Source organism: Archangium sp. (genome assembly GCF_045802675.1).
Taxonomy (GTDB): Bacteria; Myxococcota; Myxococcia; order Myxococcales; family Myxococcaceae; genus Archangium.
Map to the genome: position 1 here is coordinate 92,322 of NZ_JBJMQO010000141.1, position 26,435 is coordinate 118,756.

28 protein-coding genes and 1 riboswitch are annotated in these 26,435 nt (G+C 70.7%); of the genes, 11 read left to right on the plus strand and 17 right to left on the minus strand.

Features of this window, described 5'->3' with window-relative positions; genetic code table 11:
• The first annotated feature begins 12 nt into the window (after positions 1-12).
• Positions 13-765 (plus strand): WD40/YVTN/BNR-like repeat-containing protein, encoded by a 753-nt coding sequence (locus tag ACJ8AN_RS39240; protein WP_407760746.1) that lies wholly within the window; start codon positions 13-15, stop codon positions 763-765.
• Entirely contained in the window at positions 762-2,657 is a 1,896-nt protein-coding gene (locus tag ACJ8AN_RS39245; protein ID WP_407760747.1) for a ribonuclease R family protein, read from the plus strand. The genes ACJ8AN_RS39240 and ACJ8AN_RS39245 overlap by 4 nt, the downstream gene beginning before the upstream one ends.
• 21 nt (positions 2,658-2,678) lie before the next feature.
• Here ACJ8AN_RS39245 and ACJ8AN_RS39250 read toward each other — a convergent pair whose 3' ends face one another.
• From ACJ8AN_RS39250 to hisG, 11 genes are all read right to left on the minus strand, one after another.
• Positions 2,679-3,020 (minus strand): hypothetical protein, encoded by a 342-nt coding sequence (locus ACJ8AN_RS39250; RefSeq protein WP_407760748.1) that lies wholly within the window; start codon positions 3,018-3,020, stop codon positions 2,679-2,681.
• Between the two features lie 66 nt (positions 3,021-3,086).
• Positions 3,087-3,392 (minus strand): hypothetical protein, encoded by a 306-nt coding sequence (locus tag ACJ8AN_RS39255; RefSeq protein WP_407760749.1) that lies wholly within the window; start codon positions 3,390-3,392, stop codon positions 3,087-3,089.
• Positions 3,393-3,395: 3 nt separating this feature from the next.
• A complete protein-coding gene (gene hisIE / locus ACJ8AN_RS39260) occupies positions 3,396-4,031 on the minus strand; it encodes a bifunctional phosphoribosyl-AMP cyclohydrolase/phosphoribosyl-ATP diphosphatase HisIE (protein ID WP_407760750.1) in 636 nt (211 codons plus the stop codon).
• Positions 4,031-4,807, minus strand: a complete 777-nt coding sequence (hisN, locus tag ACJ8AN_RS39265; RefSeq protein ID WP_407760751.1) for a histidinol-phosphatase — start codon at positions 4,805-4,807, stop codon at positions 4,031-4,033. The genes hisIE and hisN overlap by 1 nt, the downstream gene beginning before the upstream one ends.
• A complete protein-coding gene (gene hisF / locus ACJ8AN_RS39270; RefSeq protein WP_407760752.1) occupies positions 4,808-5,566 on the minus strand; it encodes an imidazole glycerol phosphate synthase subunit HisF in 759 nt (252 codons plus the stop codon).
• A gap of 1 nt (position 5,567) precedes the next feature.
• Positions 5,568-6,104 (minus strand): imidazoleglycerol-phosphate dehydratase, encoded by a 537-nt coding sequence (locus ACJ8AN_RS39275; protein WP_407760753.1) that lies wholly within the window; start codon positions 6,102-6,104, stop codon positions 5,568-5,570.
• Entirely contained in the window at positions 6,101-6,814 is a 714-nt protein-coding gene (locus tag ACJ8AN_RS39280; protein ID WP_407760754.1) for a HisA/HisF-related TIM barrel protein, read from the minus strand. Before ACJ8AN_RS39280 ends, ACJ8AN_RS39275 begins: the two co-directional genes overlap by 4 nt.
• Complete coding sequence (gene hisH, locus ACJ8AN_RS39285) at positions 6,811-7,404, minus strand: imidazole glycerol phosphate synthase subunit HisH (protein WP_407760755.1); 594 nt, start codon at positions 7,402-7,404, stop codon at positions 6,811-6,813. Before hisH ends, ACJ8AN_RS39280 begins: the two co-directional genes overlap by 4 nt.
• Entirely contained in the window at positions 7,401-8,438 is a 1,038-nt protein-coding gene (locus ACJ8AN_RS39290) for a pyridoxal phosphate-dependent aminotransferase (RefSeq protein ID WP_407760756.1), read from the minus strand. Before ACJ8AN_RS39290 ends, hisH begins: the two co-directional genes overlap by 4 nt.
• Positions 8,435-9,742, minus strand: coding sequence for a histidinol dehydrogenase (gene hisD, locus ACJ8AN_RS39295; RefSeq protein WP_407760757.1), 1,308 nt, complete (start codon positions 9,740-9,742; stop codon positions 8,435-8,437). Before hisD ends, ACJ8AN_RS39290 begins: the two co-directional genes overlap by 4 nt.
• On the minus strand, positions 9,739-10,593 hold the full coding sequence (gene hisG / locus ACJ8AN_RS39300) for an ATP phosphoribosyltransferase (protein ID WP_407760758.1): 855 nt from the start codon (positions 10,591-10,593) through the stop codon (positions 9,739-9,741). The genes hisD and hisG overlap by 4 nt, the downstream gene beginning before the upstream one ends.
• A gap of 294 nt (positions 10,594-10,887) precedes the next feature.
• Here hisG and thiO point away from each other — a divergent pair, with 294 nt between their 5' ends.
• The 3 genes from thiO to moaA all read left to right on the plus strand — a co-directional run bounded on the left by thiO (position 10,888) and on the right by moaA (position 14,531).
• A complete protein-coding gene (thiO, locus tag ACJ8AN_RS39305; RefSeq protein WP_407760759.1) occupies positions 10,888-11,997 on the plus strand; it encodes a glycine oxidase ThiO in 1,110 nt (369 codons plus the stop codon).
• Between the two features lie 109 nt (positions 11,998-12,106).
• A complete protein-coding gene (locus ACJ8AN_RS39310; RefSeq protein ID WP_407760760.1) occupies positions 12,107-13,420 on the plus strand; it encodes an HD-GYP domain-containing protein in 1,314 nt (437 codons plus the stop codon).
• Between the two features lie 109 nt (positions 13,421-13,529).
• Positions 13,530-14,531 carry a GTP 3',8-cyclase MoaA gene (gene moaA, locus ACJ8AN_RS39315; RefSeq protein WP_407760761.1) on the plus strand — a complete coding sequence of 334 codons (1,002 nt, stop codon included), beginning with the start codon at positions 13,530-13,532 and terminating at the stop codon, positions 14,529-14,531.
• A 4-nt stretch (positions 14,532-14,535) separates the two neighbouring features.
• Here the strand turns inward: moaA and ACJ8AN_RS39320 are convergent, their stop codons facing one another.
• Positions 14,536-14,934, minus strand: coding sequence for a DUF4870 domain-containing protein (locus ACJ8AN_RS39320; protein ID WP_407760762.1), 399 nt, complete (start codon positions 14,932-14,934; stop codon positions 14,536-14,538).
• A 138-nt stretch (positions 14,935-15,072) separates the two neighbouring features.
• Complete coding sequence (gene thiC, locus ACJ8AN_RS39325; RefSeq protein ID WP_407760763.1) at positions 15,073-16,956, minus strand: phosphomethylpyrimidine synthase ThiC; 1,884 nt, start codon at positions 16,954-16,956, stop codon at positions 15,073-15,075.
• Positions 16,957-16,993: 37 nt separating this feature from the next.
• A riboswitch (TPP riboswitch) is annotated at positions 16,994-17,100 on the minus strand.
• A gap of 237 nt (positions 17,101-17,337) precedes the next feature.
• On the opposite strand from thiC, the gene ACJ8AN_RS39330 reads away from it, so the two are divergent.
• The 4 genes from ACJ8AN_RS39330 to ACJ8AN_RS39345 all read left to right on the plus strand — a co-directional run bounded on the left by ACJ8AN_RS39330 (position 17,338) and on the right by ACJ8AN_RS39345 (position 21,273).
• Positions 17,338-17,772, plus strand: coding sequence for a CBS domain-containing protein (locus tag ACJ8AN_RS39330; RefSeq protein WP_407760764.1), 435 nt, complete (start codon positions 17,338-17,340; stop codon positions 17,770-17,772).
• 20 nt (positions 17,773-17,792) lie between these two features.
• The gene (locus ACJ8AN_RS39335) at positions 17,793-19,133 is read left to right on the plus strand and encodes a universal stress protein (protein WP_407760765.1); all 1,341 of its coding nucleotides are present in this window, start codon (positions 17,793-17,795) and stop codon (positions 19,131-19,133) included.
• 121 nt (positions 19,134-19,254) lie between these two features.
• Positions 19,255-19,779 carry an OsmC family protein gene (locus ACJ8AN_RS39340; protein WP_407760766.1) on the plus strand — a complete coding sequence of 175 codons (525 nt, stop codon included), beginning with the start codon at positions 19,255-19,257 and terminating at the stop codon, positions 19,777-19,779.
• A 78-nt stretch (positions 19,780-19,857) separates the two neighbouring features.
• Entirely contained in the window at positions 19,858-21,273 is a 1,416-nt protein-coding gene (locus tag ACJ8AN_RS39345; protein WP_407760767.1) for a sigma-54-dependent transcriptional regulator, read from the plus strand.
• Between the two features lies 1 nt (position 21,274).
• Here the strand turns inward: ACJ8AN_RS39345 and ACJ8AN_RS39350 are convergent, their stop codons facing one another.
• The 4 genes from ACJ8AN_RS39350 to ACJ8AN_RS39365 all read right to left on the minus strand — a co-directional run bounded on the left by ACJ8AN_RS39350 (position 21,275) and on the right by ACJ8AN_RS39365 (position 25,149).
• Positions 21,275-22,372, minus strand: a complete 1,098-nt coding sequence (locus ACJ8AN_RS39350; protein ID WP_407760768.1) for a sensor histidine kinase — start codon at positions 22,370-22,372, stop codon at positions 21,275-21,277.
• Entirely contained in the window at positions 22,369-23,091 is a 723-nt protein-coding gene (locus ACJ8AN_RS39355) for a response regulator (RefSeq protein ID WP_407760769.1), read from the minus strand. Before ACJ8AN_RS39355 ends, ACJ8AN_RS39350 begins: the two co-directional genes overlap by 4 nt.
• The gene (locus ACJ8AN_RS39360) at positions 23,088-24,251 is read right to left on the minus strand and encodes a protoglobin domain-containing protein (RefSeq protein WP_407760770.1); all 1,164 of its coding nucleotides are present in this window, start codon (positions 24,249-24,251) and stop codon (positions 23,088-23,090) included. The genes ACJ8AN_RS39355 and ACJ8AN_RS39360 overlap by 4 nt, the downstream gene beginning before the upstream one ends.
• 70 nt (positions 24,252-24,321) lie before the next feature.
• Complete coding sequence (locus ACJ8AN_RS39365) at positions 24,322-25,149, minus strand: hypothetical protein (RefSeq protein WP_407760771.1); 828 nt, start codon at positions 25,147-25,149, stop codon at positions 24,322-24,324.
• A 229-nt stretch (positions 25,150-25,378) separates the two neighbouring features.
• Here ACJ8AN_RS39365 and ACJ8AN_RS39370 point away from each other — a divergent pair, with 229 nt between their 5' ends.
• Together ACJ8AN_RS39370 and ACJ8AN_RS39375 are read left to right on the plus strand one after the other, a co-directional pair.
• A complete protein-coding gene (locus tag ACJ8AN_RS39370; RefSeq protein WP_407760772.1) occupies positions 25,379-25,915 on the plus strand; it encodes an OmpA family protein in 537 nt (178 codons plus the stop codon).
• Positions 25,916-26,053: 138 nt separating this feature from the next.
• Entirely contained in the window at positions 26,054-26,425 is a 372-nt protein-coding gene (locus ACJ8AN_RS39375) for a hypothetical protein (protein WP_407760773.1), read from the plus strand.
• Positions 26,426-26,435: the final 10 nt, after the last annotated feature.

Sequence of the window (26,435 nt, forward strand, 5' to 3'; positions counted from 1 at the left end):
CGAGGAGACCCGATGCTCCCCCTGTTGCTCTGCGCGCTGCTCGCCGCGACGCCCCCTGCTCCGCTGTCACTGCGAGCGGGCATGGCCGAGCCCGATGAGGAAGTCGAGCTGCACCTCAGCGGGCTCGCGGCCCCCACGAAGGCCGAGGCGGGCCTGTACCTCTTCGGCACTTTGTCCGTTCCCTCGCATGCCTTGCGAGCGCTGCTGCTGCGCAGCACCGACGGCGGCGCCCACTGGACGGAAGTACTGCCCGAGATGGAGAACAGTGAGGTGCTCTCCGTGCACTTCACGGGCTGCCAGGGACGCGCACTGGTGGGCTGGACCACGGAGGGCCCGGGAGAGCTGACGCTGTTCGCGAGCTCGGACTGCGGGGCCTCGTGGAAGCGCCGGAGCAAGCTGCCCAAGGCCGTCTGGTCCGAGTGGCCCGAGCAGATGGCCTGGAAGGACGGCCAGCAGGGCACGGTGTGGCTGGTGGACACGAACGAGGAGAACGCCCCACCCCGGGCCCTCACCACCCGGGACGGCGGCAGTACCTGGAGCACCGCGAAGCAGCCGCCCCCTGTGCCCTCGCCGCAGCCCGAGAGCGAAGCCCGAGGCCCCTCGGGAGTGCTCTGGAAGGTGACCTCGGAGGAGCAGGCCACGCGGGTGGAGCGCCAGGAGCCCGGAGGCACGGCGGAGGTCCGCGCCCTCCTGCCGAAGTCCTGGCGGCGCGAGGGAAACAAGCTCGTCCCCGCGCGCCAGGCGGGTAGCATCCCCGCGCCATGAATCCGCCCGCCACCTCGCGCACCGTCACCGGCCACATCGACGTCCACCCTCGTGGCTTCGGCTTCCTCGTCGTGCACCCGTCCGGCTCCGACGAGGTGCTCTCCGCCTTCATCCCTCCTCCCGAGCTCCACCCCTACCTCGCCGACGACGTCGTCTCCGCCACCGTGACGGCCTCGGCCGATGGCCGCTGGAGCGCGAGCGGATTGTCCCTCCTCGAGCGCCCGCGCCTGGAGGTCTATGGCGAGGTGGTGCAGCGCAAGGGCTCGGCGCACCTGCGCATCGATCGCGACGTGGGCAACGGGGAATGGCCGCTGGAGACGGCCGGCGTCGAGGTGCAACCCGGTGACGCGGTGGTGGCGCGCGTCGATGACGGCAAGGCGTGGCTGCTGCGCAAGCTCGAGCCGGGCACGGACCGCTCGCTCGAGCGCATCATCGTGCGCCACGGCCTTCGCCGGGAGTTCGACCCCCAGGTGCACGCCGAGGTGGAGCAGGTCCTCTCCGTGCCCCACGCGCTCGGGGGCCGACGCGACTTGCGCCAGATTCCCACCGTCACCGTGGACTCGGCGTCCACGCGCGTCATCGATGACGCCATCTCCGTGCTGCCCGCGGGTGGGGACGGCGCGCTGCGCCTCTTCGTCTCCATCGCCGACGCGGCCGGGTTCGTCACCGAGGGCTCGGCCCTGGACCGTGCCGCGCGCGAGCGGGCCACCAGCGTGTACCTCGCGGGCGCCATGCTGCCCATGCTCCCCGAGGCGCTCTCGACGAACTGGCTCAGCCTGGTGCCCGGCGAGGATCGGCTGTGCCTCACGGTGGAGTTGCGCATCGACCCCGAGGGGCGCGTCACCGCGGCGGATGTCTACGAGAGCCTCATCCGCTCGTGGGCGAAGCTGAGCTACACCGAGGTGGCGGACTACCTCGACAAGGACGAGGTGTCCGAGCCGATGCGGGCCGTGCGCGACGCGATGCCCTGGTTCCGCGCGGCGGCGGCCCGGCTGGCGGTGGCCCGGGCGGGGCGCGGCGGCATCGAGATGTCCCGCGACGAGGCCCGCTTCACCTTCGACGAGGAGACGGGCGAGGTCTCCGGCATCGAGGCCGTGCGGCCCACGACGGCGCACACGCTCGTCGAGCGCTTCATGGTGGCCGCCAACGAGGCCATCGCCGGGTGGCTCATCGATCGCGGCGTGCCCTCCCTCTTCCGCGTCCAGGACGAGCCGGCTCCCCAGCGCGTGGCCGACCTCGCCGCCTTCGCGCACCACTCGGGCTTCGCGGCGGGCTTCGGCCGCAGGCTCACCCCGCTGGCGCTCGCCGCCTTCGACCGGCAGATCGCCGGCTGCACCGCCGAGCCCGCGCTGCGCTCGGTGCTGCGCCGCTCGCTGGGCCCCTCGCGCTACACCGTGGTGGCGGCCATGCACTTCGGCCTCGCGGCGCGCGCCTACCTGCACTTCACCTCGCCCATCCGGCGCTACGCGGACCTCTCTGTCCACCGCACCCTCAAGCAGTACCTCCAGGGCCGGCGCGACTTCGTGCACGAGGACCCTTCCGTCGAGCAGCTCGCGGTGCACCTCAACGAGCGCTCCCGTACCTCCAGCCGCGCCGAGAAGGACAGACACCGCGTGCTCGAGGCCCGCGTCATGGCCTCGCACGTGGGCCGCGAGTTCTCGGGACGCATTACCCGGGTGCGGCCCTCGGGCCTGCTCGTCCAGCTCGACGGCATGCTGGTGGAGTGCAACCTCCCCGCGGACTCGCTGCCCGAGGGGCCCTACCAGCCCGATCCGCGAGAGACTTCGCTCGTGGGCCCCGCGCGCACCTTCATCATCGGCATGCCGCTGCGCGTGCGCGTGGCCTCCACCGACGAACAGCTCGGCCGCGTGGAGCTCGCGCTCGCCGGGTGAGCCGCACGCGCGGGAGGCTACTCACATCGCGCCGTGTGCCCGCCGTGTCTCCATTATGGGCGCCAGATTCCGCCGGGACAGCCCGATGCTCCAGCGGAAGGGCCGCAGCCCCTTGAAGGCGAGCAGCAGAAGCCAGGGACCCGAGCACCCCGCGAGCACCCCGAGCACCAGGTGCACCGAGAGCGGCGCCCCCGGGAACACGCGCTCCAGCGCCAGGCGCATGCCCGACACGAAGTAGATGTGGAAGAGGTAGAGCAGCATGCTGATGGAGCCGGCGAAGACGAGCCGTCTCCAGACGCGCTTCCAGAGCACGCCCCATGTCCTGGCGAGGCTCCGCAGGAAGGCGGCCAGGGACAGCAGCATGCAGAACCCCAGCGGCCCGTTGATGGCGCACACCGTCTCGTACCGCGACTCGGGAAGGGCCGCACGCTACTCCACCCCCGCCCCCTCCCCCTTGTCCTCCGTCGTACCCGACGCCGAGGCGTATCCCAGGATGAAGGCGAGGAGCCCGGCCCCGGCGCTCGCGAAGGCCAGCAGGAGGGTGAGCATGAACATCATCTCCAGCTTCCTGAAGCCCACGCTGGCGGAGAGCGCGACCGCAGGGATCGCCATCACGAACGTGACGATGAAGGCGGACAGCGCGCCCCGGGCGTAGGCCCGCGAGCCCGCGAAGGAGAAGATGCACAGGAACAGGGAGATCGCGACGGGCAGCAGGTTGGGAGCGATGTCCTCCATGCCCTACCCCTGCGCCTTGTTGGAGGGCGGAGGCGTCTTCCCGGCCCGGCGCGCGAGCACGGCCTTCACGTCGTCCAGGGTGATGCCCAGCGGGCGCACCGCCACGAGCAGGTGGTAGAGCACGTCCGCGGCCTCCTCGGTCGCGCGCTCCTTGTCCCCGTCCGCGCACGCCGTCACCAGCTCCGCGCCCTCCTCGCCGATCTTCTTCAGGCGCAGGTTGCGGTCATCCAGGAGCCGCCGCGTGTAGCTCGGCTTCTCCCCGGGCGCCGGAGCCCGCGCCGCGCGCTGGGCGATGGTCTGGTCCAGCTCGACGAGCGCGTCCACCGGGCCGATGCCGAAGCACGTCTCCGCGCCGGTGTGGCACGCGGGGCCCGCCTTCTCCACTCGCGCGAGCACCGCATCGCCGTCGCAGTCCGCCGTCAGCGACACCACTCGCTGCACGTTGCCGCTCGTGCCGCCCTTGTGCCACAGGCCCCGCGTGCGCGAGCGGTAGTACATCTCGCCCGTCTCCAGCGTCTTCTCCAACGCCTCGCGGTCCGCGTGCGCCACCATCAGCAGGTCCCCGGTGTGCGCGTCCTGCGCCACCACCGTCACCAGCCCATTGCCCTTGGTGAAATCCAGCTTCGACAAGTCCAACATCATCCCCTCTTCGCCGCGCCGAGCAGCTCGCGCACCGGGTTGGCCAGCGCCGCGTTCGTCGCGATCGCATTGCCGCCGAACGAGGTCCTCGTCCCCGTCCAGTCCGTGAAGACTCCACCCGCCTCCTCGATGATGGGCTGTAGCGCCGCCGCGTCCCAGGGCGACAGCACCTCGTCGATCATCGCCTCCGCCCGCCCCGTGGCCACCAGCAGGTAGCCGTAGCAGTCACCCCACGTGCGCGAGATGGCCGCCTTGGCCGCCAGCGCCCGCCACTTCGCGCCGCGGTCCGGGTGCACGAGGAAGCGCTCGTCCGTGGACAGCACCACCGCTCGCGACACGTCCGCCTCCTCCGACACCCGCGTCCGCTTCCCGTTCCAGAAACACCCCTGCCCCGGCGCCGCCACCAGCATGTCCGCCACCGGGGGGAAGTACGCCGCGCCCGCGAGAATCCGCTCGCCCTCGGCTATGGCCACCAGCGTGCCCCACAGCGGCACGCCGCGGATGAACGTCTTCGTGCCGTCGATGGGGTCCAGGATCCACCGGCGCTTCGCCCCGGGCCGCGTCTCACCGAACTCCTCGCCGAGGATGCCGTCGTCGGGGAAGTGGGCTTCGATCCACTCGCGCGCGGTGCGCTCGGCGGTCTGGTCCGCCACCGTCACCGGCGTGCCGTCTCCCTTGGTGTGAACCTGGATGCCCTGGCGGAAGAAGCCGAGCGCCACATCGCCCGCCTTGCGCGCCACCTCCTCCGCCGCCTGCATCAACGACTGCGCGTCCATTCAGAGGCTCCTGATGCCGAGGCCGCTCTGCCTCAGCAGCGATTTGATCGCCCCGACGGTGGTGACGCCGTCGTGGAGGATGCCCGCCACCAGCGCCGCCTCCGCCTTGCCCTCGCGCAACGCGGCCAGCACGTGCTCCGCGTTGCCCGCACCACCCGAGGCGATGACCGGAACGTCCACCTGCTCGGAGATCGTCCGCGTCAGCTCCAGGTCATACCCCGAACGGGCCCCGTCCCTGTCGATGCTCGTGAGGAGGATTTCACCTGCTCCCCGCTTCACGCACTCGCGCGCCCAGCCCACCGCGTCCAGGTCCGTGGCCTTCTTGCCGCCGTGGGTGTAGACGCGCCACCGGTCCCCGTCGCGCCTGGCGTCGATGCTCGCCACCACGCACTGGGCGCCGAAGCGCTCGGCGCACTCGGTGAGGACCTCGGGACGGGCCACCGCCGCCGAGTTGATGCTCACCTTGTCCGCGCCCGCCCGCAGCGCCCGGCCCACGTCGTCCACCGTGCGCACGCCACCGCCCACCGTGAGTGGGATGAAGAGCCGCTCGGCCGTGCGCTGCACCAGGTCCCACAGGGTGCCGCGCTCCTCGTTGCTCGCGGAGATGTCGAGGAACGTCACCTCGTCGGCGCCCGCCTCCTCGTAGCGCATGGCCAATTCGACGGGGTCGCCCACGTCCCGGAGGCCCTCGAACTGGACGCCCTTCACCACGCGTCCGCCCTTCACATCCAGACAGACGATCAGCCGCCGCGTGAGCATCTCACTTCACCTCCAGGGCGACCACGCCCTTCGTGCTGAACACCACTCCCGAGTCCACCATGGCATCGCGCAGCGCCATGCCGAGCGCCTTGAACGCGGCCTCCGTCACGTGGTGGCTGTCCTTGCCGCGGAGAATCCGCAGGTGCAGCGTCACCCGGGCGTGCTCGCAGAACGAGCGCATCACGTGCTCGTACAGCTTGTTGCGCAGCGGGCCCCGGTAATAGAAGCGCCCGCCCACGTCGATGCAGGCCTGCACGAGCGCGTCGTCCATGGGGATGGTGCGCTCGCCGTAGCGGGCCGCGGTGGCGGGAATCACCTTCTGCACGGCCGCGCCCAGGGTGATGGCCACGTCCTCCATGAGGTGGTGCCGCAGGTCGCCGCGAGCGTGCAGCGTCAAATCCAGGCCCGCGTAGCGCGCGAAGGTGGACAGCATGTGATCGAAGAAGGGCAGCCCCGTGTCCACCCTGGCCACGCCCTTGCCGATGGCGATGTCCACGGTGATCTTCGTCTCCTTCGTCTCCCGAACGATGGTCGTCATGCGAACTCCCGCGACACGTCGGCCGCGTCCAGCTTGCCGGTGTACAGCGCCATCCCGATGACGGCCCCATGGGCGCCCACGCGCCCGAGCGACCGCAAGTCCTCCACCGTCGTCACGCCGCCCGAAGCGAGCAGCGGGTGGCGGCTGGTGCGGGCCACCTCCTCCATCAGCGGCAGATCCACGCCGTCCATCTGCCCTTCCTTGTGCACCGCCGTCACCAGCAGGCCGCCCAGGGGCAGGGGCTCGAGCGTCTCCAGCACGCGGGCGATGTCCAGGGAGCTCCCGGCCGTCCAGCCGCGCGTCACCACCTCGCGGCCCTTCACGTCGGCGGCCACCACCACCTGGCCCGGGAAGCGCTCGGCCACGTCGCGCAGCCACGCCGTGTCCTCGATGGCCTTGGTGCCCACCACCACGTACGAGGCCCCCAGCGCGAGCACCGCCTCCACCCGGGCCGTGTTCCGCACACCGCCGCCCACCGAGAAGGTGAGGCCCGGCTCGTACGACAGCAGCTTCCCGATGGGGCCCTCGTTGGAGCCCTTGCCCAGCGCGGCGTCCAGGTCCACCACGTGGAAGGTCTTGAAGCCGTGCGAGCGCCAGCGCTTGAGCGCGTCGAGCGGATCCTTCACGCGCACCCGCTCGTCGGCGTAGGAGCCACCCACGAGCTGCACGCAAGCGCCCTCGCGCAGGTCGATGGCTGGGATGGCGATCACGTGCACACCTCCGTGAGGAAAGCCTGCACGAAGCGCACGCCCGCCACCGAGCTCTTCTCCGGGTGGAACTGCACGCCGAGCACCTTCCCGCGCCGCACCGCCGCGGGGAAACGGTCCTCCTCGTGCGTCGTCCAGCCCACCACCACCCCGGGCTCCTCGGCGCGGCAGACGAAGCTGTGCGCGTAGTAGACGCTGCCTGGCTTCGCGCTCTTCAGCGCCGTGTCCTCGTCCACCGAGTTCCACCCGATGTGCGGCACGCGCCGCGAGCGCAGCTTCGTCACCTGGCCGCGGAAGAGGCCCAGGCCCTGGCCGCCCCCCTCCTCGCTGGTGTCGAACATGAGCTGCATGCCCAGGCAGATGCCCAGCAACGGCAGGCCCGCTTCCACCGCGCGGCGCATCTCCTCGCGCCCCGGTGCCAGCCGCGCCGCCGCCGCGCCGAAGGCTCCCACGCCCGGCAGCACCAGGACGTCCGTGTCGAGCGCTCGAATGGGATCCTCCTGCACGCGCACCTCCACGCCCGGCGTGGTGGCCAGTGCCTTGGCCAGCGAGTGCAGGTTGCCCGCCCCGTAATCGAAAAGCGTCACTCTCACCGCAGAGCCTCCCGCAGCGCTCCGAGCGCCGCCTCCATCTGGTTCCAGGGACCGCAGCCGATGCGGAGCGCGTCCCCGACGACCTTCAGTCCCTGGAATGCACGAACGTTCACGTCCCGCTGCCGCATCCGCTCGGCCACCGCGGGGGCGCCCGGCAGCGGCACCATCACGAAGTTGGCCTCGGTGGGCAGCGTCTTCAGCCCCAGATTCTGTAGCTCGGCCACCAGCCGGGCGCGGATGGACAGGGACTCGGTCGCCAGCGACTTCATCCACGGCACGTCCTCGGACAGCACCGCGGTGGCGATGCGCTCGGACAGGCCCGTCACCTTGTAGGGCCCGCGAGCCTTCTCCACCTCGGCGATGAGCGTGGGGTTGCCCACCGCGTAGCCCACCCGCAGGCCCGCCAGCCCGAAGGCCTTGGACAGCGTGCGCGTCACGAGCACGTTGGGCCGCGAGGCCAGGTCCAGGTGGCTCTCCCAGGCGAACTCGGCGTAGGCCTCGTCGAGCAGGACGATGCCGGGCGCGTTCTCCACCAGCCGCTCCAGCGCGGCGCGCGAGGCCACCGTGCCCGTGGGGTTGTTGGGCGAGCACACGTAGATGAGCTTCGCGCCCGTGGCGAGCAGCCCGTCCACGTCGATGTCGAAGTCGGCCTTCAGCGGCACCGGCGCGAAGCGCAGCCCGTTCACCTTCGAGAAATAGGACATCATCACGAAGGTGGGGTCCGGGAAGGCGATGAGCTCGCCCGGCTCCAGGAAGGCGCGCAGGGTGCTGTCGATGACGTCGTCCGAGCCGCACCCGGTCGTCACCCGCGAGACGTCCACGCCCGTGTAGTGGGCCACGGCCTGCTTGAGGTTCGGCGCGTAGCCCACGGGGTAGCGGGTCACCTGGGAGGCGGCCGTCTCGCGCAGGGTGCGCTCGGCGGCCGGGGGCATGCCGAAGAGGTTGGTGTTGTCGCTCAGGTCGATGCTGCACCTCACCTTCGAGGGCGAGTACAGCGGGATGTCCCGGTACGAGGCACGCGAGGGCAGGCTCATGACTTCCTCCAGCCGCGAGCGGCATCCGCGTGGGCGAAGAGGCCCTCGCTGTCGGCCAGCAGGCCCACGTCGTCGGCGAGCCGGGCGGCCGCGTCGCGCGTGACGCGCTGCCAGGTGGTCCACCGGTAGAAGTCGAGCACGCTCAGTCCCGAGTACGCCCGGGCCAGGCCCGCGGTGGGCAGCACGTGGTTGGCGCCCGTCATGTAGTCGCCGTAGGCCACCGAGGCGAACTGGCCCACGAACACCGTGCCCGCGTTGCGCGCCTTGGGCAGATCCTGCATCGGCGACGAGGTGGCGATGAGCAGGTGCTCGGGAGCGAAGTCCGCCACGAAGGGCCAGGCCTCCTCCAGCGAGTCCACGCTCAGCACCGCGCCCCGCTCGCTCAGGGCCTTCGCGACGATCTCCTGGCGCTTGGCCCGGGCCGCCGCACGCTCCACCGCCGAGGCCACCGCCTGCGCCAGCACATCGCCCACCGCCACCGTCACACAGCAGGCATCGGGGTCATGCTCGGCCTGGGCCAGCATCTCCCGAGCCACCGCCTCCGGGTCCGCCGAGCTATCGGCCACCACGAGAATCTCACTCGGGCCGGCCGGCGCGTCGATGGCCACCGCGTCCACCACCTGAAGCTTGGCCGCGGCCACGTAGGCATTGCCGGGGCCGACGATGCGGTCCACGCGCGGCACGCTCTCGGTGCCGTAGGCCAGGGCCGCCACCGCGCCCGCGCCACCGAGGGCGAAGACGCGATCCGCGCCCGCCAGCACCGCCGCCGCGAGCACCGTCGCCGAGGGCTTCCCATCCGGGCCCGGCGGAGAGCAGACGATGACCTCGCCCACCCCGGCCACCTTCGCGGGCACCACGCCCATCAGCACGCTGCTCGGGTACACGGCGCGGCCCCCCGGCGCGTACACCCCCACGCGCCCGAGCGGATCCGGCCGGCGGCCCACGAAAATGCCCGGCTCCGTCTCCACCTCGGTGGCCTGGGGCTTCTGCGCCGTGTGCGCCTTGGCGATGTTGCGGGCCGCCCGGACCAGCGCGTCCTTCACTTTCGGGTCCAGCGAGGCCAGCGCCGCCTCGCACACCGAGCGCGGCACCTCGAGCGACTGGAGCTCCGCCTTGTCGAACTCGCGCGCCAGGTCGCGCAGGGCCTTGTCCCCATCCCGGCGCACGCGGGCGAGGATGTCCGCGGTGCGCTGGGCCACGCGCGAGTCCGACTCGCCCGAGCGGTCCAACAGGCGGCGGCGCGCCTCGGGGGAGAGCGCCGCGAGGCGTCCCCGGTACTTGAGCGTGGAGGAGGAGGGGCTCACGGCATCAGCCTCTCGATACGGGTGACGAGGATGCCCTCGCAGCCCAGGTTCTTCAGGGCGGCGATGGTGCGGTAGATGCTCTTGGCGGGCACCACTGCGTGCACGGCCACGAAGTCCCCGCCCTGCACGTCCACCACGGTGGGGCCGTTGAGGCCTGGGAGCACCTCGCGCACGCCGTTGAGCACGCGGCGCGGCACGTTGGCCATCAGGTAGCGCTTGCCCCGGGCCGCCAGCACCGAGCCCAGCGCCTGCCGCAGCTCCTCCAGCTGCGCCGCCGCCTCGGGCGCGTGTCCCTTGCGGGCAATCAAACGCGCGCTCGACTGCACCACCGTCCCCACCTCACGCAGCCCGTTCATCTTCAGCGTCGAGCCCGTGGAGGTCAGGTCCACGATGATGTCCGCGATGCCCAGGTGCGGGGCGATCTCCGTGGCGCCCGACACCGGCACCACCGACACCTTCTGGCCTCGCTTGGTGAAGAACTCCTGCGTCAGGCGCGTGAAGGACGAGGCCACGCGCACTCCGTCCTGGATGTCCTCGAGCTTCTGGATGCCGCTGTCCTCACGGGCGGCCACCACCAGCCGGCACTTGCCGAACTCCAGGTCCATCAGCAGCTCCAGGTCGCGGCCGGACTCGCAGACGAGATCCCACCCGGTGACACCGGCGTCCGCGGCGCCATCGGCGACGAACTCGGGGATGTCCTGGGCGCGGACGAAGATGGCCTCGAACTCGCCGCCGAGCGACGCGGTGAGGGCCCGCTCTCCCCGGATCTTCACCTCCAGGCCGGCATCGTTGAACAGCTCGCGGACCTCTTCGGAGAGGCGGCCTTTGTTGGGGAGGGCGATCTTCAGCATCGTGGGGTACCTGAGAGGGAGGGAGAGGGACGGGCGCGGAAACGAAAAAAGCCCGTCCTGGGTGGGACGGGCTTCCGTTCACTGCGGCGGGTGCATCGGGGGGCGTCTTACGCGTTCACCCAAGCATGCGCACGGCGAGCGGTCCCGTCGGGGGGCCGATGATGATGCGCGGGGTGATGGTGGAGGGACGCGAGACGCACGGGAACATTAGGTAGCGGAAATCCCCCCGTCCCGTCAACCCAACCGGCTTCAGGACACTTGCAAAGCCCCCCTGGAGCGAGCACAAGCGACCCGATGCGTGACTCCAACGTGGTCGTCGTAGGCGGTGGGGTGATGGGCTGTGGCATCGCCCTGCGACTGCGCCAGGCCGGCGCGCGGGTGACGGTGCTGGAGCGATCCATTCCAGGCGCCGAGGCCTCCAGCGCGGCCGGTGGCATCCTCGCCCCCCAGCACGAGGCCGAGGGCCCGGGTCCCTTCCTCGAGCTGTGTCTGCGCAGCCGGGGCATGTACCCGGACTTCGCCGCCGAGTTGCAGGCGCTCACCGGCGTGAACGTGAACTACCTGCCCAGTGGCGTCCTGTCGCTCGCCTTCGACGAGGCCGGCATGCAGCGCCTGGAGGCGACGGTGGGCTGGCAGCGCTCCCTCGGCCTGCGCGTGGAGCTGCTCAACCCGGCCGAGGCCCGCGCCCTGGAGCCCCAACTCTCCCCGCACGTGCTCGCCGCCGTCCGGTACGCGGATGATCATCAGGTGGACAACCGGCTGCTCACGCGGGCCCTCACCATGGCCGCGGCGAAGGTGGGCGCCACCTTCCGCACCGGCTACGTGCGCGGGGTGGTGGAGGAGCGCGGCCGCGCGGTGGGCGTGGACCTGGACGGAGAGACGCTGCGCGCCGACGCCGTGGTCATCGCCGCCGGCTCCTGGTCCGGCCTGGTGCAGGGCAGCGCGTTGGATCCACGCGTGGTGCGGCCGGCACGAGGACAAATGGTGCAGTTCCAGACGCGGCTGCCCCTCTTCTCGCACGTCATCTTCTCCGACAAGGGCTACATCATCCCCCGCGCCGATGGCCGGGTGATTGCCGGCAGCACCCTGGAGTTCTCCGGCTTCGAGAAGCACGTCACCGCCGAGGGCCTCCACCGCATCCTCTCCCTGGCCATGCAGCTGTGCCCCGCCCTGGGCTCGGCCCCCGTGCAGGAGACGTGGGCGGGCCTTCGCCCCTATACCGAGGACCACCTCCCCATCCTGGGCGCCAGTCCCCTGCCCGGCCTCTTCCTGGCCACCGGGCACTTCCGCAACGGCATCCTCCTGGCCCCCATCACCGCGAAGCTCATGGCCCAGGCCGTCCTCGGGGAAAAGCCCTTGGTGGACCTCACACCGTTCCGTTGTGATCGCTTCCCCCGCCGCTGAGCCGCCAGGGGGGCTCCCCCCCCCGGACAACCCAGCCAGGCAGCCGGGAAAATCGAAAAACCGCGTCGGGTTGGCCTTCCGCGGCCCGATCCTCCTAGAATCCCCCACTGTGGAAGCCATTCCTCCCGTACCTCCTCGGATCCTGATCGTCGACGACGACGATTCCGTGCGCGACGTCATCTCCGTCCTCCTCAGGGAGGAGGGATACAACTGCGTCGTGGCCAGTGGCGCCGAGATGGCCCTGGACATCGCCGGTCAAGAAGAGACGCCGCTGGTCATCAGCGACATGAAGATGCCGGGCAAGGACGGCCTGTGGCTGCTCGAGCAGCTGCGCGAGCGCTATCCGGACACCTCCGTCATCATGCTCACCGGCTACGGCGACACCGAGTCCGCGGTGGACTGCCTGCGCCGCGGCGCCGTGGATTACCTCCTCAAGCCGCCCAAACTCACGGATCTCATCCGGGCCATTGAGCGCGCGCTGGCCAAGCGCCGCATCGAGCTGGCGCGCAAGCGCTACCAGAAGAAGCTCGAGCGCAAGGTGCGGGACCGCACCACCGAGCTGCGCAACGCGCTGCGCGACATCGCCAACACCTACCAGGCCACCCTGCTGGCCCTGGTGGCGGCGCTGGACGCCCGCGAGCACGAGACCTCGGACCACTCGCAGCGCGTGGTGCGCTACACCAACGCCATCGCCGATCGCCTGAGCATCAAGGGCCAGGAGCTCGAGGAGATCGGCCGCGGCGCGCTCCTCCACGACATCGGCAAGATTGGCGTGCCGGATGCCGTGCTGCTCAAGCCGGGCAAGCTCACGCCCGAGGAGTGGCAGGAGATGCGCAAGCATCCGGACATCGGCTTCCAGATGATCCAGAACATCCCCTTCCTGGCCACGCCGGCGCAGATCGTCCTGTCGCACCAGGAGCGCGTGGATGGCCAGGGCTACCCGCGCAACCTCCGGGGCCAGGAGATCCACATCGGCGCGCGCATCTTCGCCGTGGCGGACACCCTGGACGCGATGACGAGCGACCGGCCCTACCGCAAGGGCACCACCTTCGCCAACGCCATCACCGAGATCACCCGCTGCGCCGGCACCCAGTTCGATCGCGACGTCGTCCGGGCCTTCCTCGACATCGGGGAGCAGGGCCTCATCAAGATTCGCGAGGACATGCACAACCGGAAGCTGACGCTGGTGCAGGCCGAGTCCCAGGCCCAGGAGGCCGAGGCCACGCTCGCTCGGCTCAGCGATGATCTGGACGACATGGACCAGACCATCCCCGGCCCGGGCAACCCCGCTCCGGCTCCGAGCCCTCGCGGCGCCACTCCCGCCCCCGCGGCCCCCGCCACCCCGGCGGCTTCGACGGGGACCCAGCAGCCCGTGGTCCTGTCGGTGCTGGCTGGCGGACGCCAGGGCAATCCGCGCGACTGATGAGGTCCACTTCGGGACGGCCCACCGTCCCGAAGTACGCCCGCCGAGCAGAAGAGCCTCCATTGGGATGCGAGTTGGGGGTAATGGTGGTTAAGAGTCGAGCCGCCTTATGACCCCTGCCCCCCAAACGAGGGATCCCCTGACCCCGCCGCTGTTGGACGCCCAGGGGAGAACCATGACGTACCTGCGCCTGTCCGTGACGGACCGGTGCAACTTCCGGTGCACGTACTGCTCGCCGGCGAGCTGGGGTGGCAAGAAGGATCTGCTGGAGCCCGGGGAGTTCGAGCGCATCGTCTCCGTCTTCGCGCGCATGGGCATCCGCCGGGTGCGCCTCACCGGGGGCGAGCCCCTCATCCGCCCGGACATCCTCGAGGTGGCCGGACGCATCGCCGCGGTGAGCGGAGTGGAGCGGGTGGCCATCACCACCAACGCGAGCCACCTGGAGCGCCTGGCCCTGCCCCTGCGCGAGGCGGGGGTGAGCCAGCTCAACATCAGCCTGGACACGCTGTCCGAGGCCACCTTCCGGAGCATCTCCAAGCAGGGGGACTTCGCGTCCATCCTGAAGGGCATCGACGCGGCGGCGGGGGCGGGCTACGCCTCGCTGAAGCTCAACGTCGTCGTCATGCGCGGGGTGAACGACGCCGAGGTACCGGCGCTCGTCTCCTACGCCCACGCGCGGGGGATGACGCCCCGGTTCATCGAGCTGATGCCCTTCGGCCAGGGCACGCCGGTGCCCACGGCGGAGCTGGTGGAGCGGCTGCAGGCCACGGGGCTCGAGCTCGCCGCCGAGGAGGAGCAGCAGAGCGCCGCCACCGCCGGCCCGGCCCGCTACTGGCGCGCCCCCCGGGGGCTGGTGGGCTTCATCTCTCCCCTCACCCAGAACTTCTGCGGCGGGTGCAACCGCGTGCGCGTGGCCTCCAACGGGGACTTGCGCAGCTGCCTCGGCGGACGGGCCCAGGCGCCCCTGCACGCGCTCATCCGCGGCGGCGCCACGGATACGGAGCTCGCCCTGGCCATCCGCGGGGCGCTCGGGGAGAAGCCCGAGGGCCACCGCTTCACCGAGCCCGGCGCCGGGGCCTCGCTGCTGTCCATGATGGGCATCGGCGGCTGAGGGGCTACTTCAGCAACCGGAGGGTGGCCGGGTAGCGGTACACCTCTCCGTTGTTCGCCTTGATACCGGCGATGATGGCCATCACCAGGCCGAACCCGGCCAGGCCGATGCCCAGGATGATGCCCACGCCGAAGCAGGCGGTCACCAGCGCGACGGCGTAGCCGATCAGCAGGGTGAGCTGGAAGTTGAGCGCCTCCTTCGCTTGATTGTCCACCCAGGCCGACTCCTGGCCCTTGGTGGCCCGCACGACGAGCGGTCCCGCGAAGCCGATGAAGGGCAGCGCGATGATGTACGGCGCCAGGGTCGACAGGTGGGCCAACATGGCCCACTGCCGCTCCTGCGCCGTGGGAAGCGGCGAACCCGTGATGAAGCCGGCCTGCTGCTGTTGCTGCTGCCAATCCATGAAACGCTCCCCTCCAGGGACGAAAGGGGCGCGGGTGGTGACCCGAGCCCCCTCGGCCCCATCTTCCGACAGACCCGGGTGAAATGTCACGTTCCGGGCGTCGGGTCGGGGGAGGAGACCTGAAAAGTCAGCGGGCGCTCAGCGGTAGATCTCACTGCCCGTCTTCTTGAACTCCTCACTCTTCTCGGCCATGCCGGTCTCGAGGGCCTTCTGCTCGTTGAGCCCGACCTTGTCCGCGTAGTCGCGCACGTCCTGGGTGATCTTCATCGAGCAGAACTGAGGGCCGCACATGGAGCAGAAGTGGGCCACCTTGGCGCCCTCGGCGGGCAGGGTCTCGTCGTGGAAGGCGCGGGCGCGCTCGGGATCCAGGGAGAGGTTGAACTGATCATCCCAGCGGAACTCGAAGCGGGCCTTGGACAGGGCGTTGTCGCGCACCTGGGCGCCCGGGTGGCCCTTGGCCAGGTCCGCGGCGTGGGCGGCGATCTTGTAGGTGATGACGCCCTCCTTCACGTCATCCCGGTTGGGCAGGCCCAGGTGCTCCTTGGGCGTGACGTAGCAGAGCATCGCCGTGCCGAACCAGCCGATCATCGCCGCGCCGATGCCGCTGGTGAAATGGTCGTACCCCGGCGCGATGTCCATGGTGAGGGGCCCCAGCGTGTAGAAGGGCGCCTCGTGGCACACCGCGAGCTGCTTCGTCATGTTCTCGTGGATGAGGTGCATGGGCACGTGGCCCGGGCCCTCGATCATCACCTGCACGTCGTGCTTCCAGGCGATCTTCGTCAGCTCGCCGAGCGTCTCCAGCTCGCCGAACTGCGCCGCGTCGTTGGCGTCCGCGATGGAGCCCGGCCGCAGTCCGTCACCCAGGCTGAAGCTCACGTCGTACGCCTTGAGGATCTCGCAGATCTCCTCGAAGTGCGTGTAGAGGAAGTTCTCCTGGTGGTGGGCCAGGCACCACTTGGCCAGGATGGAGCCGCCCCGGCTGACGATGCCCGTCATGCGCCTGGCCGTGAGCGGGATGTAGCGCAGCAGCACGCCCGCGTGGATGGTGAAGTAGTCCACGCCCTGCTCGCACTGTTCGATCAGCGTGTCGCGGTAGATCTCCCAGGTGAGGTCCTCGGCCTTGCCGCCCACCTTCTCCAGCGCCTGGTAGATGGGCACCGTGCCGATGGGCACCGGGGCGTTGCGCAGGATCCACTCGCGCGTCTCGTGGATGTTGCGGCCCGTGGACAGGTCCATCACCGTGTCCGCGCCCCAGCGGATGGACCACACCATCTTCTCGACCTCCTCCTCGATGGAGGACGTGACGGCCGAGTTGCCGATGTTGGCGTTGATCTTCACCAGGAAGTTGCGGCCGATGATCATCGGCTCCAGCTCCGGGTGGTTGATGTTCGCCGGGATGATGGCCCGGCCGCGCGCCACCTCGTCCCGGACGAACCCGGGGGTGATCTCCCGGGGAATCGCCGCGCCCCAGGAGTGGCCCGGGTGCTGCTTCGTCAGCTCGGCGGCCAGGGCCTCGCGCTTGAGGTTCTCGCGCAGGGCCACGTACTCCATCTCGGGGGTGATGATGCCCTTGCGCGCGTAGTGCAGCTGCGTGACGTTGGCGCCCTGCTTCGCCACCAGTGGCTTGCGGCGGTGGGCGAAGCGCAGCCCCGTCAGGCGCGGGTCCGCCTCGCGGGTGCGGCCATACTCGGAGGTGATGCCCGGCAGCTCCTCCACGTCCCCGCGGCGGTGGATCCACTCGCCCCGGATGGCGGGCAGCCCCTGCCGGAGATCCATCGGGGCGTCGGGGTCCGTGTACGGGCCGCTCGAGTCGTAGACGAAGATGGAGGGGTTGGGCGTCTGCTTCGCGTCCGGACCATGGCCATGGCGGGTGGGCGTCTGGCTGATCTCCCGCATGGGCACACGGAGCTCCGGGTGCAGCACGCCGGGCACGTACACCTTGCGCGAGCCCGGCAGGGGCCCCCGGCTGATGCCCTCCAGCACCTTTCCATCCACCTTGAGGCTCTTCGAGGCTCCGCTCACGTCATCTCCTCCGCATGGACAGAGGAACAGGCGAGGCGTGGAGCGCCCGCCGCTTCCCTCCGCCGGTACGAACCGGTTCAGGTTCCAAGGGTTGGCCGCTCCACGGCCGTCTCAGCCCCTCCGGGGGCACCCCTAGCGACACGGCGAGGGTGTAGCGCACGGGGTGCCCGGCTTCAACCGCCTGGAGGGCCCCTGTCCTCCAGGAAGCGAACGGGAGCCGGGTGCAGCATCTGCGGACAGCCCCCGGAGGTACGAAAACGTTGCGTCATACGGAGCGTGCGTGCGGCAGCCGACGTGGCGGGCCCCCAGGCAACCCCGCGCTGGAACCAAACCTGCAATAGCTTCTTTCAGGACCCAGCACCCAGAGGACCGGAGCCACGTATGCAGATTGTCGGAGAGCTGATGACCCGTAGCGACCTGGTCACCATCACGGAGACCCAGAACCTCGCCCAGGCGCAGGAGCTGCTCCGCCTTCATCGCATCCGCCACCTGCCGGTGGTCCGCGACGGCAAGCTCGTGGGGCTCGTCACCCACCGGGATCTGCTCAAGGCCGCGGCGCTGTGCGGCGGAGCGGATCCGGCCCAGCAGCCGCTGTGGGCCTCGGACGTGATGGTGCGCGACGTGAGGACGGTGGGCCCGAACACACCCAGCCGAGAGGCGCTGAAGGTGATGCTGAACAACAAGTACGGCTGCCTGCCCGTCGTGGGATCGGACGGCGAGCTGCTCGGCATCCTCACCGAGGCGGACATGGTCCGCTACGCCCAGCACCTCATCGAGGACATGGACCGCCGGAGCCTCGCCGCCGACTACGAATGAAAAAGAGCCCAGGGGGCACCATGTCGATCGTCTTCGGAACGGACTTCTCGGAGCGGGCCATGACGGCGGCCAGGGCGGCGGCCGCGTTCGCCCGCCGAAGCGGCGAGGTGCTCCACCTGGTGCACGTCACCGAGTACGGCAGCACGGGCCGCAGCGCCACGGGGGACGAGGCGCTGCGCCGCGAGGTGCTCTCGCGCATGGAGGCCCAGGCCGCCGAGCTGCGCACCGGAGACACGCAGGTGGAGCTCCACCTGCTGGAGGGCACCCCGGACGAGGTGCTCGTCGAGCACGCGGCCCTCGTCCACGCCTCGCTCCTCGTCATGTCCCACCACGGGCAGCGGGCGCCGCGCTGGCGCATCGGCAACGTGGCCGAGCGCGTGGTGCAGGCGGCCCGGTGCCCCGTGCTCGTCATCCGCTCGGCCGGCACGCTGGAGGCCTGGAGCCGCGGGCAGCGCAGCCTGCGCATCCTGCTGGGCGTGGACTTCACCCCGCCCTCGGAAGCGGCGGTGGCCTGGGTGCGCAAGCTGCGCACGCTCGGCAATTGCGAGGTGGTGGCCGCCCACCACTACTGGGGCGCCGATGCCCACGTGCGCTATGGCGTGCCCCTCACCCCCGAGTCCGAGGTGACGCCCGAGGTGGAGGAGGCCCTGCGCCGGGATTTGACGGCCCGCCTGGGCGACATGCCCGGCTCCGGGGCGGTCTGGGTGCACCTGGATCCGGGCCTCGGACGGCCCTCGGACTCGCTGGTGGCGCTGTCGCGCAAGGAGGAGGCGGATTTGATCGTGGTGGGCACCCACCAGCGCACCGGGGCGAGCAAGTGGTGGTACGGCTCGGTGTCCCAGCGGATCGTCCACGAGGCGCCCGTCTCCGTGCTGTGCGTGCCGGCCAGCGCCGCCACCGCGCTCACCATCCCCGAGGTGCGCCGGGTGCTCGCCCCCACGGACCTGTCCGAGGTGGGCACCAACGCCATCCGCCACGCCTATTCGATTGTCCCGGCCGGCGGCACCGTCTACCTGCTGCACGTGCTCGAGCCCCTGGGCGGAAGTTCTCCGCTCCAGGCCCAGTACCTCGCGCCCCACGGGGCCCCGGCGCTCACGCCCGAGCAGCAGCGCATCACCGAGGAGCTGCGGGGTCTCATCCCCCCCGAGGCGGCCGTCCGCGGCATCTCCACGCGGGTGGAGGTGGTCCACGGCCGGAAGATCTCCGAGGCCATCAACCAGGCGGCCGAGCGCTTCGGCTGTGACGTCGTCTGCCTGGGCACCCATGGGCGTTCGGGGCTGAGCAAGGCGCTGGTCGGCTCGGTGGCCCAGGAGGTCCTCCAGAACAGCACCCGGCCCGTCCTCCTCGTGCGGCCCCAGTGAGCGGGCGGGCGATCAGCCCCCTGGCTTGAAGCCCGTCTCACGGTTTTGCCCACCGGGACCGGGGCCACACGGCACGCACATTGAAGGTTTCTTCCCGGGTAGCAACACCCGGAGGTGCGATGTGACCTACGTGGCCATCACCGAGTACGAGACACGGCTCCACTGGCAGAGGGGATGTGGCGCTCTGCTCTCGGGAGACCGGGCTCCCGCCATTCCCCTGGCCGGGCAGCCTTCCGAGCTGGAGGGGCAGTGGAACCCGGAGACATTGTTGGTGGGGGCGGTGGAGGGACGCACCTTGTCGGCCTTCCTGGAGGAAGCGCGTGCCCTGGATGTGGAGGTTCTTTTCTACCAGAGCTCCGCGGTGGCCCGCCGGGTGGATGGGCCGGATGGACTGCCGCACTACACGGACCTGATCGTCCGTCCCCACGTGGCCGTGCGGGGTGAGCGGGAGGCGATGCTCGTGCGGCGCATCTTCGACGCGCTGCCGGAGCGCTGTTTCCCCAGCTCCATGCTGCGGCTCACCCCCCGCATCGAGCCCATCATCGACATCTGGGACGAGCAGCACGCGGCGGCGCTGGAGGAGGATCGCCTCTACGGACGCTCCTGGCGCTTCATGGGAGAGAGGGCGGCGGGTCGCGAACCTTGACGGGACGGGTGGGACGGGGAAGCTTCCCGGCCTCGAGAATCCGCCCCTCCCGGGCGATTGCTTGTTACCGTTCACACCATGTCCGCTCAACGCATCCTGGTCGTCGACGACGAGGACAACGCCCGCCGCGCCATCGCCACCATCCTCGGAGAGGAAGGCTATGAGGTGACCGAGGCCTCCAATGGCGAGGAGGCCCTCTCCCGCCTGGCCGAGGTCTCGCCCGCCGTCGTCCTCACCGACGTGCGCATGCCGAAGATGGACGGGCTCACCTTCCTGAAGAGGGCGCGCGAGCAGGGCTCGGAAGCCACGTTCATCGTGATGACCGCCTTCGCCAGCGTGGAGACGGCGGTGGAGGCCATGCGCGCCGGCGCCGAGAACTACCTGGTCAAGCCGCTGGACGCCAACGCGGTGCTGGTGGTGCTGGGCAAGGCGCTGGAGAAGCGCGCCCTCGAGCGCGAGGCGGAGAACCTGCGCGAGCAGGTGCGCCAGCGCACGCGCTTCCACAACATCATCGGCGAGGCCCCCCAGCTCCAGGGCGTCTACGACGTGGTGCGGCGCGCGGCCACCACCCGGGCCACGGTGCTCATCCTCGGTGAGTCCGGTACCGGCAAGGAGCTGATCGCCCAGGCCATCCACCAGGAGTCGCAGCGGCGCGACAAGCCCTTCGTGAAGGTGCACTGCGCCGCCCTCTCCGAGAACCTCCTGGAGAGCGAGCTGTTCGGCCACGAGAAGGGCTCCTTCACCGGCGCGGTGGCCCGCAAGGAGGGCCGCTTCGAGCTGGCCGACGGAGGCACCCTCTTCCTCGACGAAATCGGCGAGATCTCCCCGGCGGTGCAGGTGAAGCTGCTGCGCGTGCTGCAGCAGCGCGAGTTCGAGCGCGTGGGCGGCACGCAGTCGCTGAAGGTGGACGTGCGCATTGTCGCGGCCACCCACAGGGATCTGGCGGCCGAGGTGAAGGCGGGCCGGTTCCGCGAGGACCTCTACTACCGGCTCAACGTGGTGGCGGTGACGCTGCCGCCGCTGCGCGAGCGCAAGAGCGACATCCCCGCGCTGGTGAACCACTTCCTGGAGAAGTACAGCGACGCGTACGGCAAGGACGTGCGAGGGCTGGCACCGGGCACGCTGCAGGCGCTGCTGGCCTACGACTGGCCGGGCAACATCCGCGAGCTGGAGAACGCCATGGAGCGCGCGGCGGTGCTGGCCGCGGGCAACGAGCTGACGACGGATGACCTTCCGCCCGTGCTGCGCGGGCCCCGGCCCAGCGGCTCGTCGTCCTCGTCGTTGATTCCGGGCGCCACGCTGGCGCAGATCGAACGCGAGGCCATCCTCCGCACCCTGGAGATGGTGCAGGGCTCCACCACGCGGGCGGCGGAGATCCTCGGCATCAGCGTGCGCAAGGTGCAGTACCGCCTCAAGGAGTACGGCGCGGCCGCGGCCGGCAAGCCCGCACCGGCCCCGAGCGAGGACGAGGAGAACCCGGAGGCCGAGGCCTGACTCAGCGGGCCAGGGGCAGGCGCAGGCGCAGCCGTGCCCCGCCCTCCGGCGAGCTGCCCACCTCCAGCGTGCCCCCGTGCTGCGTCACGATGGCGTGGACGATGGACAGCCCCAGGCCCGAGCCCTCCGCCTTCGTGGTGAAGAAGGGCTCGAAGAGCCGGTCGCGGATCTCCTCGGGGATGCCCGGACCCGAGTCGTCCACGGTGATCCACGCCATGTCCGCCTCGCGGCCCGCGGAGACGCGCACGAGCCCTCCGGCCGGCGTGGCCTCCAGGGCGTTGATGGCCAGGTTGATGAGCACCTGGCGCAGCCGCTCCTCCTCGCCCAGCACCGACGCGCCCCCGTCCCCCTCCAGCTCCAGCCGCACCCGCCGCGCATCCGCCTGGCCGCCCAGCAGGTCCACCACGCGCCGCAACAGCATCCTCACCTCCAGCGGCTCCGGACGGAACTCGCGCGGCCGGGCGAACTGGAGGAAGTCCTCGAGGATGTGATCCAACCGGCGGATCTCATCGCGCACCAGCAGCAGCGGCTCGAGGAGGTTGGGCTGTAGCGCCTCGGAGAGCCGGCGCACCCGCCGCTCCAGCACCGAGAGCTGAAGGGCCGCGGCGTTGAGCGGATTGCGGATTTCGTGCGAGAGCCCCGCCGTCATGGTGCCCACCGCGGCGAGCTTCTCCGTCACCTGCGCGCGGCGCGCCAGCTCGCGCTTCTCGGCCTGAAGGCGCACCTGGCGCATGGCCTGCTCGAGCGTGAGCAGCAGCTCGTTGGGCGCGCAGGGCTTCATCAGGTAGGCGCACGCCCCCGCGCGTACCGCCGCCACGGCCGTCTCCAGCGTGGCGAAGCCGGTGAGCAGCACCACCTCGGACTCGGGCACCTTCTCCTTCAGCTCTCGCGCGAGCGCCGTCCCCTCCCCGTCCGGCAGCCGCAAATCCACCAGAGCCACGTCGAAGCCCGAGCTGGCGCGCTCGCGGGCCTCGCGGCAGCTGCTCGCCCCCTCCACCACGTAGCCCGCGTCGCCGAGCAACTCCTGGAGGTTGTCGAGGAAGGCCGCGTTGTCGTCGACGACGAGCACGCGGGGCCGGCTGGAGAAGGGAGCGCTCATGAGGCCTGCTTCCTCTGCGAGGCGTGGACGCGCTCCAGCACGTCCAGCAACGCGGCGGAGTCGAAGGGTTTGGAGAAGATGCCCGTGTGCTCCGGCAGCTCTCCGCCCGGAAGGGCCTCCGGGAAGGCCGTCATCACGAACACCGGCAGCGCGGGGAAGCGCTCGCGCAACCGGCGCAGGGCCTCGCCATCCGGGCCGCCCGGCACCCGCAGGTCCACCAGCGCCGCGAAGGGCCGCACCGAGGCCAGCTGCTCCGCGTCCAGCACCGAGCGCGCGGTGACGCACGAGAAGCCGCGCGAGCGCAGCATCTCGGTGAGGTTGTCGCTGAGGGCCAGGTCATCCTCCACGAGCGCCACCAGCCCGTCCCGGCGCGCCTCGGACAGCAGCGACACGAGCGTGGGGATGGGCACGGGCTTGGGCAGCACCGCGAGCAGCCCCTCGCGCCGGGCCGTCTCCAGGTCGTCCTCGCCGGGGTAGGCGGTGATGACCACGGCGGCCAGTCCCGGGTCCACCTGGCGGATGTGGTGCACCGCGGCGGCCCCGCTCATGCCGGGCATCTTCATGTCCGTGAGGAGCACGTCGAAGCGCCGCGAGCGCGCCAGCTCCAGCGCCCTCGCCCCCTCCGTCACCACGGTGGCCTCGTCCCCTCCGTCCCGGAGGATCTCCGCGAGGTTCTCCGCGAAGGCCTTGTTGTCATCGAGCAGCAGGTAGTTCCTCATGCCGTTCTCTGGGGAGGGGTGGGAAGGGGAAGTCTCAGGACGAAACGCGCACCCGCGCCCTCGCGAGGCGCATAGGCGATGGAGCCACCGTGGCGCTCGAGGATGCGCTTGACGAGCGGCAGGCCCAGGCCGATGCCCCGCGCCTTGGTGGTCATCAGGGGCTCGAACATGCGGCGGCGGATGGGCTCGCTCACGCCCGGCCCCGAGTCCTCCAGCACCAGCTCCACCGCGTCCGGGCCCGGCGAGGCCAGCAGCGACACCGAGCCCGACTCGCCCACGGCCTGTACGGCATTCTCCAGCAGGTTGACGAACACCTGGCGCATCTGCCCGGGGTCCCCCTGCAACGTGGGAAGCGTCTCCAGGCCCTCGGCGCGCAGGGACACGCCCGCGGGCAGCTCCACCGAGGTGAGCGCGTCCGTCCACACCTCGTCGAGCCGCAGCGGCTCGCGCTTGAGCGGGCGGTCGCGGATCATGTCCAACAGGTCCGAGACGATGCGGTTGGCCAGCACCACCTGCTCGCCAATGCGCTCCAGGTGCTTGGTGGCGCGCTCGTCGGTGGCCAGGGGCCGGCCCTTGAGGATGAAGAGCGAGGTCTCGATGACGCCCAGGGGGTTGCGCAGCTCGTGCCCGATGGAGCCCACCAGCTGGCCGAAGGTGGACAGCCGCTCGCTGCGCGCCTGCTGGGCGAGCAGATCCTCCCGGTAGGTGTGCAGCATGATGGCCAGCTCCAGATCGAGGATCTTCCCCAGCGCCACCCGCGCGGCCCTCAACTGCTCGAACTGGCTGGCGTAATGCTCGTCGATGATGCGGTTGAACTCCTGCCGCAGGAGGTTCATCGCGCCGAACATGTAGTGCTGGGGCAGCGCGATGCGCACGTGCATGCGGCCGATGCGGCAGCGCAACAGGTAGTAGTCCTCGTCCCAGGGCCCGCGCAGCAGCTGCTCCATCCAGCCCCGGAGCGTCACCTTGAGGTGCCCCACCTGGCTCTCGCCCGCCAGCGCCTTGCGCGCGCCCTCGTGCTGCAGGATGCGATCGTAGAAGACGTGCGCGATCTCCGTGTAATGGCGCTCCGCCAGCGAGTGCAGGGCCCGCAGCGCCTGCTCGTCCTCCGGCCCGAAGTCCACGTAGCGCTTCAACTCTTCCAGCAAGGTCTCCGCCATTCGTAGCTGAACGTCTTAGCGCGCCGGGATTGAGGAATCAGCCGTCACTCGCGCCTCCCCTGCCTGGAAATCAACCTTGCGGGGAGCCCGAGGACCAGGGCAGCTGCTCCACCGAGCACCCGAGCTGACGGGCCACCTCCAGGAGCAGGAGCTCGCGCTGGGTGCGCAGTTCCAGGCGGGCCCGCCGCTGCTGCTCGAGGAACCGCAGGCCGTGGAGGACCTCCACCAGGCTCGCCTCACCCGAGGAGAGCGCGAGGAGCGTGGACCCCAGGGCCTCCTCGGCCGCGGGCAGCAGCCGTGTCTCCATCGAGGACAGGCGCCGGTCCACGGAGTCCAGGCGGCCCAGCAGACGCTCCGCCGCCGGCCCCAGCGGCCCCGCCCTCCCCGAGCGCGCATGGACGAGCCCCCCCAACGCCTCCCGCTCCAGCGTCCCGTCCGGAGACCAGGGCGGGGGTTGCTCGCCCTCGAGGAGGGCATGGTCCGGATCGCTCCGGCCGAGCTCCGCGAGCATCCACTCGCGCGCCTCGCGCAGTGTCACCAGTTCCTGGTTGGCGGCGATGAGCTCGGCGTCGAGCAGCACGTGCTCGTGGGTGAGGAGGACGTCCCTGGGCAGCTGCGCGGTGAGACGCCCCAGTGTGTCGAGGAAGTCCCGGGTGCCCTGCGCGATGCCGTGGGCCTCGCGGTTGAAGCGCAGCCACAGCCGCACCGAGGCCTCCTCGCGGCCGGGAGCCTCGAGGAAGCGGGCGAGCTCGACGGACCGCGGCGTGGGCGGAGAAAGTACCGGGCGCGGACGCGAGGGCGGTTGGATGGCGAGCGGACTGCCCGGCTCCACAGCTTGGGCCGGAGCCGCCAGGAGCAGCGCGAGGACGGCCAGGAAGGCCCTGCGGAGGTAGGACATGATGGCACCTTCTTCACCGGGGCGCGGCGCCACCGGCCTGGGAGTCCAGCGCAAGAAGCACGCCATGGGGGAGTCCGGGGGAACGGGCTCGGAGGGACGCAAGGCTTGCGGCGGGGTGGACGGGCACGCAGCCTTTGCAGCCGTCCTGCCGATGGACCTCGTTCGACGCTGGACGCAGGGGGTTTCCCCAGGCAGCCTGCGCCCCTCCCAGTCCCCCGGAGAAGAGAACATGAAGCTGAAGGCGCTGTGCATCGCCCTGTCCCTGTTCGCCATTCCCGCGGTGTCGTACGCGCAGAACCCGCTCGACCAGCTCAAGAAGTCCGCGGGTGACGCGGGCAAGGCGGCGGGCGACGCGGGCAAGGCGGCCATCGAGAAGCGCGTCAACGCGAAGCTGAAGGAAGACGCCCGCAAGAACCAGTGCAGCTTCAAGTCGGGCACCGACGTGCTCGAGCCCGGCTGTGAGCAGAAGCTCAAGAACCTCACCAACGCCCTCATCGATGCGAAGAAGCAGCTCGATGCCGGCGGAGTGCAGAACTACAAGTTCGAGGTCTCCGGGCACACCGACTCGAGCGGCGACGCGGCGAAGAACAAGGCGCTGAGCGAGAAGCGCGCCGAGGTCATCGTCAAGGAGCTCGTGTCGCGGGGCGTGCCTCGCGGGGAGATCATCGCCGTGGGCCGGGGCTCCGAGCAGCTGCTGGAGAAGCCGGACAACACGCCGGCCAAGAAGGCGAAGAACCGGCGCTACGAAATCCAGGTGCGGCTCTGAGCCGCCTGTCTGGCGGTGGGAGGGACCCCGTCCGGGCGTGCCTCCCCCGCCGTGGCCCATGCGCCTCGCTCTGGACGCGCGTGCACCCTTGTGTCATTGGCGGCGGGAGTGATGGCATCTCGAGAGAAGGACCGTGTCATGAAGAATGTTGAAGGGTCGGATTCGCCCCTCGAGCTCGAGCGAAGGCTGAAGGCGGGCGTCGACCAGTTGAGGAAGATGACGGACTCCCTGGAGGGGCTGGTGCATCTCGCGGATGCGATCGGGCCCGTGCTCGGGGTGGCGAGCAGGCGCGGACGGGGCCGGGCTGGCTCGGGCCCCGCGGCCAGGGCGGTGCTGGGACAGCTCCAGGAGGGACGTGGCACGGCCGCGACTCCGTCCGGCAAGCAGTCCCAGACGCCCTCCGCGAATGCCTCTCCGGCGCAGGAGGCGGAGGAGGTCCCGGAGTGGCGCAAGCTGTTCCCGGGACTCGCCGCCGAGGTCCCGCATCGGAAGACCAAGGGCGGAAGCTGAACGAAGGACC